The 12,974-nt window shown below is 41.9% G+C and carries 11 protein-coding genes; 4 read left to right on the top strand and 7 right to left on the bottom strand.

The features are described from left to right. Nucleotides 1-54: 54 nt before the first annotated feature. From RGE70_RS06805 to RGE70_RS06815, 3 genes are all read right to left on the bottom strand, one after another. Entirely contained in the window at nt 55-411 is a 357-nt protein-coding gene (locus tag RGE70_RS06805; RefSeq protein ID WP_310470751.1) for a glutathione S-transferase N-terminal domain-containing protein, read from the bottom strand. Nucleotides 412-466: 55 nt separating this feature from the next. Next, a complete protein-coding gene (locus tag RGE70_RS06810; RefSeq protein WP_310470752.1) occupies nt 467-1,132 on the bottom strand; it encodes a Type 1 glutamine amidotransferase-like domain-containing protein in 666 nt (221 codons plus the stop codon). Nucleotides 1,133-1,376: 244 nt separating this feature from the next. Beyond that, complete coding sequence (locus RGE70_RS06815; RefSeq protein ID WP_310470753.1) at nt 1,377-4,616, bottom strand: DUF748 domain-containing protein; 3,240 nt, start codon at nt 4,614-4,616, stop codon at nt 1,377-1,379. 193 nt (nt 4,617-4,809) lie between these two features. Between RGE70_RS06815 and RGE70_RS06820 the strand changes: the two genes are divergently transcribed. The 4 genes from RGE70_RS06820 to RGE70_RS06835 all read left to right on the top strand — a co-directional run bounded on the left by RGE70_RS06820 (nt 4,810) and on the right by RGE70_RS06835 (nt 7,589). After that, nucleotides 4,810-5,808 carry a 2Fe-2S iron-sulfur cluster-binding protein gene (locus RGE70_RS06820; RefSeq protein ID WP_310470754.1) on the top strand — a complete coding sequence of 333 codons (999 nt, stop codon included), beginning with the start codon at nt 4,810-4,812 and terminating at the stop codon, nt 5,806-5,808. Between the two features lie 203 nt (nt 5,809-6,011). After that, a complete protein-coding gene (locus RGE70_RS06825; RefSeq protein ID WP_310470755.1) occupies nt 6,012-6,719 on the top strand; it encodes a DUF445 domain-containing protein in 708 nt (235 codons plus the stop codon). 120 nt (nt 6,720-6,839) lie between these two features. Further along, nucleotides 6,840-7,199 (top strand): VOC family protein, encoded by a 360-nt coding sequence (locus RGE70_RS06830; protein WP_310470756.1) that lies wholly within the window; start codon nt 6,840-6,842, stop codon nt 7,197-7,199. A 45-nt stretch (nt 7,200-7,244) separates the two neighbouring features. Further along, a complete protein-coding gene (locus RGE70_RS06835; protein WP_310470757.1) occupies nt 7,245-7,589 on the top strand; it encodes a 5-carboxymethyl-2-hydroxymuconate Delta-isomerase in 345 nt (114 codons plus the stop codon). An 88-nt stretch (nt 7,590-7,677) separates the two neighbouring features. Here the strand turns inward: RGE70_RS06835 and asnB are convergent, their stop codons facing one another. From asnB to purM, 4 genes are all read right to left on the bottom strand, one after another. Next, nucleotides 7,678-9,342 (bottom strand): asparagine synthase B, encoded by a 1,665-nt coding sequence (gene asnB, locus RGE70_RS06840; protein ID WP_310470758.1) that lies wholly within the window; start codon nt 9,340-9,342, stop codon nt 7,678-7,680. A 791-nt stretch (nt 9,343-10,133) separates the two neighbouring features. Beyond that, nucleotides 10,134-10,958 (bottom strand): rhombotarget lipoprotein, encoded by an 825-nt coding sequence (gene rhlP / locus RGE70_RS06845; RefSeq protein ID WP_310470759.1) that lies wholly within the window; start codon nt 10,956-10,958, stop codon nt 10,134-10,136. 227 nt (nt 10,959-11,185) lie between these two features. After that, nucleotides 11,186-11,830 (bottom strand): phosphoribosylglycinamide formyltransferase, encoded by a 645-nt coding sequence (purN, locus tag RGE70_RS06850; protein ID WP_310470760.1) that lies wholly within the window; start codon nt 11,828-11,830, stop codon nt 11,186-11,188. After that, nucleotides 11,830-12,870, bottom strand: a complete 1,041-nt coding sequence (gene purM, locus RGE70_RS06855; protein ID WP_310470761.1) for a phosphoribosylformylglycinamidine cyclo-ligase — start codon at nt 12,868-12,870, stop codon at nt 11,830-11,832. The genes purN and purM overlap by 1 nt, the downstream gene beginning before the upstream one ends. Nucleotides 12,871-12,974 lie beyond the last annotated feature (104 nt).

The raw sequence follows: 12,974 nt of genomic DNA on the forward strand, positions 1-12,974 counted from the left end.
GAAAAAGGCAGCTCAAAGCTGCCTTTTTCAGTTACCGGCTTACCGCGTTAGCGTTTAAGCAAATTTGTTTTCTAAATAGTTTATGATCTCTGCTGATTCATACAACCAAGTTGCTCTATTCGCCCCTTCAACTTTTAAACACGGAACCTGCAACTTACCGCCCTCGGTGAGTAATGTGCTTTTATGCGGCTCTTGTTTTGCGTCAAGCGTGACAATGTTTAGACCTTGCCGACGTAACGCTCGGCGCACTTTTACGCAAAAAGGACATGCTTTGTATTCATAGATAGTCATGCCTTTAGTGGCATCATCAATTTTTTGCTGCTCAACAACAGGTCTTGTTAGTTTTTTTGGCGCAAAAACAAAGTTAAAAAATAAAATAATTCGACCTAGAACCCAACGAATAACAAACATTTATTACCCTTAATGTAATTTAAACCGAATGGATTCTAACTCATGCGTGACGAGGTTAACAGTCCTTGATGTAAGTGTGACTTTGCTCAATGTGCTGGTGTAACTGCGGCGAACCATAGAGCAAAACTTTATGCTGTTCAATTGCTATTGCATCGTTGTCACCGCATAAATATACGTTAGTTTGCAGTGTTTTAAGCTGTTGATTAAATTGCCTGTTAGATAATTGCTGTGACTTAAAATGCGGTACAAATTGAAATGGCACTAGGTTAAGAGCTTCAAGCTGTGCGTTATCACCAGTAATATTGTCGCCGCAAAGCGTAGCACTGACAATGGATGGGGTTAACAACATAGCCCCAGCGCTTACGCCGACAATCGCGCCTCCGTGATGGGCAAACGTGGTCAGTGGTTCGATAAGTTGGCGCTGTTTGATTGCTGTTAAAAACCGCTCGGTGTCACCGCCTGATAAATGGATGACGTCGCAGGCAAATAGTGCGGTTAATGTTTGTGAGCTAAATTCAGATTCAAGTTCTAAATAGACGCACATCTGTGCGTTGAGTGCGGTATAAAGCTGCTGAGTAGCGTTGAAGTACTCTCGTTGTGGATCTGGAGCTGAGGCAATATAACCAACAGTTGGAATTGAGCTTGTTTGTGTATTAAGCAATTGACTGATAGCTAAACGTGCATTATGCGTGGTTGCTTGACTGGCTAAAACGAGGTTCATGCTTGCAGGCGCTCCTTGTTAGGTGACTTTATAACTCCTAGTGGCTATTAAACACTATTTTTGCTATTAAACCCCATTAAATACATAAAAGGGTTGCGGTAGCTGTATGGGTTTAGGCGAATTTATATATTGCCTTAAGGTTTATGGAGGCTTAATACAGAAAATGTGTCATAAAAAAGCACCCACTAAAATGTGAGTGCTTTTTATGTATTTGAATATCACTTTAACATGCTGAACGCTATGTTTATTTAGCCGTCAAAGTGAGTAAAACTTGGCTTGCAGCGGTATTTAAGTCGACTCGACTATCGAGTAAAAAGACCCTTTCTATCGCCACGGCGTTGCTCTTTGCTAGGTAAGCTTTAACGGCAACCGCGCGTTGCTGGGCAAGTTCGCCAAGGGCATCGTCTGAGATTTTTTGCCCGCTTAAACTAAAGTTATATAACGCAATATGCCAGCGCGTATCCAGTGCCGCAGCAGTTAGTGCTTTATCGCCTTGATGGTCTGCTTCAATGGCGGTTTTAACTTCTATGGCTGGGCTACCAATTTCAGTGCTATATAGTAGCTTTAATGCCTCAGATAGTGGTCCTGAAGTGGGGTAGTTGCTGGCTGTTAAATCTGCCGGTATTTGCTCTGGTTCCATTTGGGCTAACTGAGCTAATTTGCGGTGTAACTGCGCGGTAGTTAAAGCGCGATTATCTTCGGCAACATTCACGGCACCTTTAACATTGAGCATAAGCATCGGCCTATCTTGTAACCCTTTTGCCAGTTTGTTTAAGGTTTCTTTTGCTTTGCTATCCAGTGCGGCTTGCCCTGCTAAGAAGTTAACTTTATTGAGCTCGTCATCATCACCACCTAATAGGCCTGCTAATAATGAGAATGGGGCGGTAACGGCTTTCGTGATGATGTTGGTAAAGGCTGTCATTACGATGCTGCCAATACTAAAGCTTGGTTCATCTAAGTCACCTGATACTTGCAAACCAAGATCAATCACGCCGTGGCGGTCTTGCAATAGGGCGATGGCGAGTGTCACTGGCAAGGTGGTGGCTAAGGTGCTGTCGCTCGGTTTACCGAGTTTAAGCTGGTCGACCACGAGGTGGTTATCACCAATTAATTGGTTGTTTTCGAGTTGGTAGTTTAAATCTAACGATAATTGCCCTTTATCGATGTAGTAACCTGCATAAGTGCCCGAATAGGGGTTAACAGAGGTAAGCTCAACATTTTTAAAACTCAGCGCTAAATCTAAAAAAGGCTGCTCCAGTAATGGGTTAATGTCGCCTTTAAGTGTAACGGGGGCATAGCGGTCAATTTTACCTGTTATATCGACCGAGGCCGCTTGTTGACTCGATGATGACAACTGAGTGACTTGGCCGTTGAGTTGTTCAATACTGGCGGCAAAGTTTGGGGTTAATGAGTTATCAGCAAAGAACGTTGAGCCGTCATTAATGCTAATTTTGTTAATGCTGATAGCGATTGCTTCAGTCTCTGTACTGGTGTTGGTGGTTGATGTTGTTACTGGCTTAACTTCAACGGCTGTTTCTTTGGTATCAGTTTCGACGGTTTCAATGTCATTGTTGACCATTAACTCACTAAAGTTAGTGGTTTTGTCTTCAGCAATAATTATGCGGCCGTATGGCTGGGTAAGCGAGATATGGTCGATCGCTAAACTGTTGGCTGCTTTGTCGAAAGTCAGTTGGTTTATGTTGACACCTTTCCATTTCAGCAGTGTCTTTTTTTGCACTGTATCTTTTATCTGTAGGTCGTCAATATCAATCGCGCCGCTGTAACTGAGTTGCTGAGTTTCATTATTAACGACTAAGCTGCCTTTAGTTGAAACACTCCCTTGTTCTAAATCGATATTGATATAGGGACTTAGATATTGTTGGAATTGGCTTAAACCTAAATCTGACAGAGCCAACTCGCTGCTGATGTTTTGCTTTAGGGGCTCAATGCTGCCATTAACAGACAAACTACCCTGGTCATTAATATTCAGCCCGATTTCATAGTCAATGGGTGAAGACAGATCGGCATTTATCTCGCCAGTTTTAAGTTGGATTTTTGATATTTGCCACAAGGTGCCGTCAGTAACCACTTGCTCGTTGAGGTTCAGTTGATAATTGCTAATTTCAATTGCTTTGAGCACCGCAGTCCAAGGTGTTTCTGTGGTATTGGTGTTGGAAAGTGCTGGCGCTGCGGCTGCAACCTCAGGAACCTCAGGTGTGGTTGGCGGATTATCGGTGGAGTCTACACTGGAGTCTGTTGTTGAATCTTTTGTTGCGCTAATCGTGACTGTGGCATGTTGGTCGGTAGTGACATCGGCTACCAAGTTTGCATCCTTTGCTGGCGTAGTGTTGTTAGTATCTGAATTAATGGGCTCAAACAGTGTTTGTAAATCACTGCCATCTTGATTAATCGTTGTATTAATAACTAAGCCTTGAGAGTTAAGAGTTTCTATAACAATGGCTTGGTTTAGTAAGTCGAGGCTGATCCCAGCCACTGTAAGGTTACCTAGGCTAGCAACGGTGGCATCATTATGTTTTAGGCTGATGTCATCTAGCTTAAACACGCCGGCATCGGTTGCAATTTGAAAATGTTCTTCCATCGCTTCTAAACGGTATGCCGTAGCAAAACTGAGTTTGCCGGTGGCCAGGTTAACTTTAAATTGCTTGTCAATAAATGACCAAAATTGCGGCAGTTGAATATCGGTTAATTGCAGGTCGCCTACGACCAACATTGGGCTCAGCTGTACCAAGCCTTGGGTACTGATCTCGCCGCCATTATTACCGACAAAATGCAGGTTGTAATGGTTACTCTTTTTACCTTCTGCAGTGGGGGTTGCATTAGCCAACGTGGTTTGCGAGTCAAATGACTTAAGCTTTAAATTCACTTTAGGGTAATGCAGTTGCCCTGAGGTGATGTTGTCAATAAAACTAAGGTTGGCATCAACAATCGCTACGTTTTCTAGTTTAAAGTGCGGCAGCTCTGTGGGTTCTGCATCGGGTTGTGCTTGAGCTTCAGGTACACTATTTTTTGCTAGGGTATCGAGAATATCACTGAAGTTAAACGTTAATGCTGCTTTGGTATTGAGTCGCTCAACATTTACTGTTGGTTTATACAGGCTGAGATCAGCAACACTAAAGGCTGTGTTCATAATTGAGTGCCAAAAACGGAACTCAAATGTAAGTTGCTCAAAGCCAATAAAATCAGGGCTATCTAAGTTAGGGTTTGTTTCTTGAATTTTAAACTGGTCGATGTCGACTTTAAGGGTAAACGGATTTATGCGGACATCAGACAACGTTACTGGGCGCTGTAATAATTCAGACAGCTGTTTAGGTGCTTGTTTGACCGCAATGTAAGGGAGTAGCAAGCCTAAGATGACAGTAAAAGTCAGGTAAAGCGTGATGGAAACAATAAACAAACGGAGATAGCGGGGCAGCTGTCGGTAGTTATCAATGAATTTAACCACGTTTTTTGATGCAATAGACATATTAACCTTTACTTCTTTAAGGTGAATGAGCACTAATTTTTGCTTGATGATGCACGGTGCTGATGTCTTAGTTTATAACATTGGATTGTAAAACGGTTACAAATTAGAAATGAGCTCCTATAATTTTAGTGACATATTCATAGAAATGCGCTTGAGATCATCATATTTCTTTATTCACTGAGACCCCTGAGCAATGACAACATTCTTTTTTGATGGTCAAGCCTATGACGCTAAAAAAGGTGAGTCAGTGCTCGACACCATCGTCCGCAGTGGTAACCCAATAAACTATTCTTGTAAAAAAGGTGCCTGTAAAACCTGTTTAGTACAACATGTTGGCGGTCAATTGCCGGTCGGCGCTCAGCGAGGTTTAAGTGTGCGGTTAAAAACACATAAATACTTGTGTGCTTGCCAGTGCGCTCCAGTAGAGGGGTTAAAACTTAAAGCGGTTATGGCGCAAGACTTGTTTATGGGGGCGCGGTTGTTGTCGAGGGTATTGCTTACCAACAATACCATGAAGTTAGTTGTTAAATTGTCAGAAATGATGGATTGCAAGCCAGGGCAATATCTGCATATTAGGCGGTTTGATGGCCTGACTCGCAGTTATGCCATCGCTCGAGTGTTAGAGGGCAATATTATAGAGTTGCATATTAACCGTAAATACAATGGGCAATTTAGCGGTTGGTTATTTAATACTGCAAGTATAGGGGAAAAGCTATTGGTGCAGGGCCCATTTGGTCAATGTCGCTACCTGAATGATTACCAACAAGATAAACTAATTGTTATTGGTCATGGTGCAGGTATTGGCGCTGCATTGGGCATTGTTGAGCAAGCATTAGCGCAAGGGCATGTCGGCGAGATCTATCTCTATCATGGCGCGCGTAACGTAGCAGAACTGTACTTAAATAAACATTGCTTAGCGCTGATGATGGCGCACCAACAATTGACTTATACTGCTTGTATTACAGGTTCTGGCGCTATCGGTTCGGTTGACGCCCGCTGTGTACAAGCCCAACCTTCTGAACTAGCGGCCAGTCAGCACCCCGTTAAGCCCAATAACCGCATATTCTTATGTGGCGAACCTGCCGCAGTAGTTAAAGCGCAACAACAGGTGTTTTTAGCTGGATTCAATGTCGCTAATATTCATGTGTTACCTTTTGAGTATAAAGATTTACGTGTAGTAAGTCGCGGATGATGACTGTGCTAATCCGCTTAATATAATGATGTTATTAACCCTTATTCGTTCCCACAATTGCGTGTGTTACCCTTCAATATTTTGTAGCAGTTAATCACTGTGTTACCCGCTGTTTTGGTATGAGCGGAACAATAATTTTATTGCGAAAGATCTTTAACGGGGTACCATATCCTGTTTTCAATTATGCTCACGGAGAAATTAGCTTGAATAAAAGTGTTGTTACTAACTTAATAGCCGCCATTGTGGTGCTAGCGGGTTATTTTTTGACGTTACCGATATTACTCACGGTAGGACTTTTTGCGCTATCTGGTGCGGTTACTAACTGGCTTGCAATTTATATGCTGTTTGAAAAAGTGCCGGGTCTATATGGTTCGGGCGTAGTGCCTTCTCGGTTTGAAGAGTTTAAAGAGGGGATCGCTCACTTGATGATGAAGCAGTTTTTTACTGAAGAAAACATCGAACGATTTTTGTCACAACAGGGGAGCAGTGAAAAACATCTGAACCTACAGCCTGTGATTGAAAAACTCGACTTATCACCTGCCTTTGATGCATTAATTAGCACTGTATCGCAATCATCTTTAGGCGGCATGTTGGCCATGTTTGGTGGCACTGATGCCATAGAACCATTACGCGAACCATTTATGGCTAAAATGAAATTGTCTTTAGGCGAAATATCGCAGTCAGAACAGTTTAATAACCTACTAAAAGCTGAATTTGAGCAGGGCAATATCATTGATGATATGCGCGTTAAAATTGAAGATATCGTGACTCAACGTTTAAATGAACTCACACCACAATTAGTTAAAGAAATTGTGCAAGAGATGATTAAAAAGCATTTAGGTTGGTTAGTGGTTTGGGGTGGTATTTTTGGTGGTTTAATTGGTTTGGTAGCAGCTTTGCTACAACGCTAGTTCATTCACTTATTAAGACATTAAGGGAGCATTGGCTCCCTTTTTTAATGCTTATGATTTAGGCCTACGCTAGGACATGTTATGGTGGATAAATAGCCGTTTATGAATGCAGGAACATTAATGAACTCACACCATACGATAAATTATTTGGAAATGCCGGTTAACGATATCCAGAGCACTAAGCGTTTTTTTACCAACGTTTTTAACTGGGACTTTGTTGATTATGGGCCAGACTATTCTTGCTTTTTAAATGCGGGGATCACCGGCGGATTTTATACTTCAAAGCAGCAGTTTACCCTCATAAAAGGCTCACCTTTAGTCGTACTCTATTCCAATGCATTAACGCAAACATTACAACAAGTCATCGCAGCAGGTGGGATTGTGAGCAAGGACATATTTTCGTTTCCTGGTGGGCACAGATTCTACTTTCTTGATCCTAATGGCAATGAATTTGCTGTATGGTCAGAAAAGTTTGCTTGAACATCAAACACTGTCATGAATAACCAACAATAAGAAGGGCAAAATATGCCACATTGTGTTATCGAATACGCAAAGCCATTAAAACACGTCATTTCAATTGAAGCTTTAGTCGAAGCCAGCCATTTGGCGTTACTAAATTCGGGGTTATTTGAGCCTCAAAGTATTAAAACACGGGCCCAGTCTGTTGAACATTTTCGGGTCGGTGACGACTGTGAAAACACCTTTGTGCATTTACACATCGCGATGATGCCAGGTCGCAACGAAGAGCAAAAAGCGTTACTGCTGGCGCGATTATATGAGGCGATATCTCTTATTACCAACGTAGTAAACAGTGTCACCATTGAGATTGTAGATATTGAGCAACAGAATTATTTATCTGTACAGAATTGATTACTGCGTTATAGCGTTTTTATACTGCTTTATAACCAACAAATAAGCCACTCAATTGAGTGGCTTATTTACTATTAACCGGTCAGTTTTAGTAGGCGCTGTCATGCACCGATTGCACTGCTCGACCTGATGGGTCAATGATCCCTTGTAGACTTTCATCCCAAGCTAACGCCTCTGGGGTTGAGCAAGCCACTGACTTGCCTCCAGGAACAGTTTCTGCCGCGCTGACTAATGGGAACAACTCTTCAAAAAATGTGCGGTAGAAGTAGCCCTCTTTGGTTTCTGGGGTGTTATACGGAAATCTAAATTTCGCGTTAGCTAACTGCAAATCGTCAACTTGTGCCTGAGCATGCTCTTTTAGGCCGTCAATCCATGAGTACCCAACACCGTCACTGAACTGCTCTTTTTGACGCCATGCAACTTCTTTAGGTAACTTGTGTTCAAAGGCTTCGCGTAGAATGTGTTTTTCAATCTTACCGTTTTTAGACATTTTAGCTTCGGGGTTAATGCGCATTGCTACGTCCATAAACTCTTTGTCTAAGAAGGGAACGCGGGCTTCGAGTCCCCATGCTGCCATGGCTTTGTTGGCTCGCAAGCAATCAAACAAGTGCAGTTTATCAAGTTTTCGCACGAGTTCTTCATGGAATGCTTGTGCATTTGGCGCTTTATGGAAATACAAATAACCGCCAAATAGCTCATCAGCGCCTTCGCCAGAGAGCACCATCTTAATGCCCATCGCCTTAATTTTACGTGCCATTAAATACATTGGCGTTGCAGCCCTAATCGTGGTGACATCGTAGGTTTCAAGGTGGTAAATCACATCTTTGATGGCATCAATACCATCTTGGAAGGTAAAAGTGATTTCATGGTGAATGGTACCAATCGCGTCTGCGACTTTTTTAGCTGCAACCAGATCTGGTGCACCATCAAGGCCAACAGCAAATGAATGCAACTGTGGCCACCATGCACCGGTTTCTCCGTCGTCTTCAATGCGTCGTTTAGCAAATGTTTGGGTGATCGCTGAGATCACCGATGAATCCAACCCGCCTGAAAGTAGCACGCCGTATGGGACGTCAGACATTAACTGCCTTTTAACTGCTGCCTCAAGTGCATCACGCACATCTTCACTGCTGGCAGGGTTGCTTTGAACCGCAGCAAACTCACGCCAATCACGCTGGTAATAGTGAGTCAATTGACCAACTTCACTTGATAAAAAGTGACCCGGGCTAAAAATTTCAACCGTTTTACAAACAGGCATAAGTGCCTTCATTTCTGAAGATACATAAAAGTTGCCTTCAGTGTCGAGCCCAGTATATAGCGGAATAATACCCATATGGTCACGACCGATTAGATAGGTGTCTTTAGACTTATCGTAAAGCACGAAAGCAAAAATTCCGTTGAGCATATCTAAAAATTCGGTACCGTACTCTTGGTATAGCGCCAAAATCACTTCGCAATCGGAGTTGGTTTGGTAACGGTATTTATCACCGAGTTGTGCTTTAAGCTCTTTATGGTTATAAATTTCGCCGTTAACCGCTAAAACAATGTTCTGATCTTCACTAATTAGTGGTTGTGCGCCGTGTTCTATATCAACAATGGCAAGACGTTCGTGCGCCAAAATGGCTCTATCACTGCTGTAAATGCCTGACCAATCAGGGCCGCGATGACGCAGCAATTTTGACATTTCAAGTGCTACTTGGCGTAGTGGTACCGCGTCTGATTGAATATCTAAAATAGCGAAAATTGAACACATAGGTTACTCCAAAAAATGTCAGTCTTAATCTCAATTACGACTTACTTTGCCATTGAAAATGAATAAGCACAAACCGACGATTGTGGATTCGTCATTAGAATGGCGTTTTTCGGTCAAGTTTTGCCGGTGATTTGCGTTATAAATTATTGTTTGTTGATTTTCGGGGCTCTTTTGGTATCGTTCCTTTATTTTTGAACCGTTAATTCCTGTGTTTACTGGATATATGATAATGGTTGTCATCTTTGTTATTTTTTAGCGCGCCACGGCTGTTTTTGGTCGTATTTTCGACTATTAATGCTAAACAGCTTACCAAAGCTGATGCTCAGTTCATTATTTGCGCGCAATAAACATACAACAATGAAGATACTCCTTTCCTCTGATTAGTGCTAGTGAGCATTCATGGTGTCTGATAAAAAGCTCCTCATATTTTGACAATGCCAATAATCAGGGTGGCTTTACTTAATGCTCTCATCACTTTGATAAAATTGATTGGAATGTAACTGCTTAATGCAAAAGATTTTATTGTAGGAAATTGAAGGCCGTTGACTATTGTTATTGCACAATAAACTCAAGTTGGTTTATTGAATGAGGGGGACTGGTGAAATAGAACTTAAATCTTCTTTGTAATTTTATATACAAACTTTAATGTTTTGTTTGTAGATATTCTTATTGTTTTCTTAGGTGATTATTTTGACAAACTTTTATGGCAATAGATCAGAGTTAAAAATAATAACGGCTTAAAGGTTAACCCTTTAAGCCGTTATTGATCGTGTTTCTTTGGTGTCGCAAAGTTACCAGGTACGTCTGCGAATACACAACAAAAGCATTAATCCACTAATAATTAGACCATTTATTGCGCCGCCACTATAACCTTCTCTTCGCTCAACGTTAGCTATTTTTTCTTCTTTTACCCGTTGTTTAAACGTTTTCAATTCAGTATGTAAGTTGCTATTCATATTCTTAACAGCAATATCAAAGCCTTGTAATGACTGTTCTGTCATTGTGGAGTCAATTCCTATGGCTGTACTGCGTTGTTCTAGCTTACTTATTCCAGGTGCTCGCAATAACATTTTTTGACTTTTAACATCGAAAACCGCGGTATCGACAAATGTTTGAATGGTGTTTTCATTACCTGGGATCACGTACATACCTACAATTGTCCAATAAAGTAGAGCGGCATTATTTTCATGTGATTGCGTTATTTGGTCGTATGACACTAGTGCCATCAAATCGACATCATATAACCTTGAAACTTGCTCTAATGTTGTAAAGCCTTCGCCACCGTTTAAGTAAGTGCTAGGTATAATTTCAATGCGATCTATATAGTCATACTGGAGAAACGATTGCTTGACACTTTCCAGTAGCGTTAATTGCAAGTTTTTACTCATCCCATTTTGTTGCCAATTTTTAGAAGGAACAAAGGCTAAGCCAATTTTCACAGGTAAAGTTAGAGTCGGTAACTCAGGGCGATGCTCTGTGCGGCTGTTATCGTTGGGATAGAGAAAGTCTACCAAACTACTCGATACCTTATTTTTGGATGTATTATGGCTAATAAAATGACTGCAGGAAACAGTGAGTAGGCATAGCGATAATATGGTAACTAGTTTTAGCTTCATAGGTTGCTTTTATGTTGTGTCTGATTGAAGTTATAGTTATAGCATATTTAGCAGGTAGCAAAAAGGCACAAATTAACAGTAGGTTACTCTTTAAAAAGCTGTTCTATTTCAGGCTGGTATCGCTGATAACTTGTATGGTAGTTGTAATGTTTTAGCGGCAATAAAAAAGGCGCATTATGCGCCTTTATGGGGAACTCAGTAAAACTCAAACAAGTGTGGCGCCGCGATTAGTCGGTCGCATAGCCATGTTGCTCAAGCTCGTTACCATCAAGTACCGCTGCGCCATTTTGCATCTTTAAGCGCTGTTGGCTAAACCATTTAACTACCAAAGGGTAGATAGCATGTTCTTGCTCATTGACTCGCTCGGCAAGGACTTCTGCCGTATCGTCTTCATAAACAGGGACTTTAGCTTGCAAAATTACTGGGCCAGAGTCGAGCTTTGGCGTGACAAAATGCACACTCGCACCATGTTCAACATCTTTGGCATCAATAGCACGCTGATGTGTATGCAAACCGGTATATTTTGGTAATAAAGAAGGGTGGATGTTAAGCATCTTCCCTTCAAAACGCATGACCAATTCATCCGTTAAAATACGCATAAAGCCGGCCAAAACGACTAAGTCTGGCTGATATTGCTCAATAGCGCTTAATAATCGTTCGTCATACTCGCTTCTTGTTTCATCTTGGTGAGCAATCACGCAACTGGTATCAATTTCGTTTTGGTGTGCGCGGATTAACCCATAAGCTTCGGGATTGTTACTAATAACGCCAACCACTTCAGCTTGGACATTATCATCACAACCATCAATAATGGCTTGTAAATTACTTCCATTACCTGAAATTAATACTAAAACGCGACAGCTTTGAGACATTACAAGATCTCCACTTGCTCTTCGCTATTACTGCGCTTAGCAATGTTACCAATCAACCAGGCGTTTTCGCCCTCAGCATTTAATAACGCCAGCGCTGAGGTTACTTTATCAGCGGGTAAAGCGACAACCATACCCACACCGCAGTTAAAGGTGCGGTACATTTCAAACTCAGTGATGTTGCCTTTTTCCATTAGCCAGTTGAAAACGACAGGCCATTGCCAAGAGTCGCTCTTAACCACTGCTTTGCAATCTTCTGGTAATACACGTGGGATATTTTCCCAGAATCCACCACCAGTAATATGCGACATGGCATGAACATCATGCTGCTCGATTAATTTAAGCAGTGATTTAACGTAAATTTTTGTAGGTTCAAGTAGATGGTCTATTAAAGGCTTACCGGCAAGTTCTTGCGCTGGGTCGGCTTTGCTGACTTCTAATACTTTACGAATAAGTGAGAAACCATTTGAGTGTGGGCCGCTTGATGCTAGTGCTATCAGCGCGTCACCGTCTTGCACTTTAGTGCCGTCAATGATGCCTTCTTTTTCAACTACGCCAACACAGAAACCGGCTAGATCGTAATCTTCACCTTCATACATGCCTGGCATTTCAGCAGTTTCACCACCGATTAAAGCACAGCCAGACTGAACACAACCTTCGGCAATACCTTTTACAACGGCTGTTGCAACGTCAACGTCAAGCTTACCTGTTGCGTAGTAGTCGAGGAAAAACAGCGGTTCAGCACCTGATACAATTAAATCATTTGAACACATGGCAACAAGGTCTACGCCGACGTTGTCGTGTTTCTTATAGTCAATCGCAAGGCGAAGCTTTGTGCCAACGCCATCAGTTCCAGAAACCAGTACTGGATGCTTATACTTAGTTGGTAGCTCACAAAGTGCCCCAAACCCACCTAGGTTGCCCATAACTTCTGGACGACGGGTACGTTTAACAGCTGACTTGATGTTGTTAACTAGTGCATTTCCGGCATCAATATCAACGCCTGCATCTTTATAGCTTAGTGGGGTAGTAGGAGTGCTCACGGAGATCCTCTCGGGTACGGGTATTATTATAGGATTTTATGCGGCGTTATTCTAACAGCTTGTTAGTAGCCTCGAAAGCATAGTTTTTCAATAAAGTTAGCGAC

Origin of the sequence: Shewanella youngdeokensis (genome assembly GCF_033180165.1) — a bacterium.
Classification (GTDB): domain Bacteria; phylum Pseudomonadota; class Gammaproteobacteria; order Enterobacterales; family Shewanellaceae; genus Shewanella; species Shewanella youngdeokensis.

Coding starts and splice junctions, on each gene's coding strand:
- RGE70_RS06805 (WP_310470751.1), bottom strand. CDS start 411: ATGTTTGTTATTCGTTGGGTTCTAGGTCGAATTATTTTATTTTTTAAC.
- RGE70_RS06810 (WP_310470752.1), bottom strand. CDS start 1,132: ATGAACCTCGTTTTAGCCAGTCAAGCAACCACGCATAATGCACGTTTA.
- RGE70_RS06815 (WP_310470753.1), bottom strand. CDS start 4,616: ATGTCTATTGCATCAAAAAACGTGGTTAAATTCATTGATAACTACCGA.
- RGE70_RS06820 (WP_310470754.1), top strand. CDS start 4,810: ATGACAACATTCTTTTTTGATGGTCAAGCCTATGACGCTAAAAAAGGT.
- RGE70_RS06830 (WP_310470756.1), top strand. CDS start 6,840: ATGAACTCACACCATACGATAAATTATTTGGAAATGCCGGTTAACGAT.
- RGE70_RS06835 (WP_310470757.1), top strand. CDS start 7,245: ATGCCACATTGTGTTATCGAATACGCAAAGCCATTAAAACACGTCATT.
- asnB (WP_310470758.1), bottom strand. CDS start 9,342: ATGTGTTCAATTTTCGCTATTTTAGATATTCAATCAGACGCGGTACCA.
- rhlP (WP_310470759.1), bottom strand. CDS start 10,958: ATGAAGCTAAAACTAGTTACCATATTATCGCTATGCCTACTCACTGTT.
- purN (WP_310470760.1), bottom strand. CDS start 11,830: ATGTCTCAAAGCTGTCGCGTTTTAGTATTAATTTCAGGTAATGGAAGT.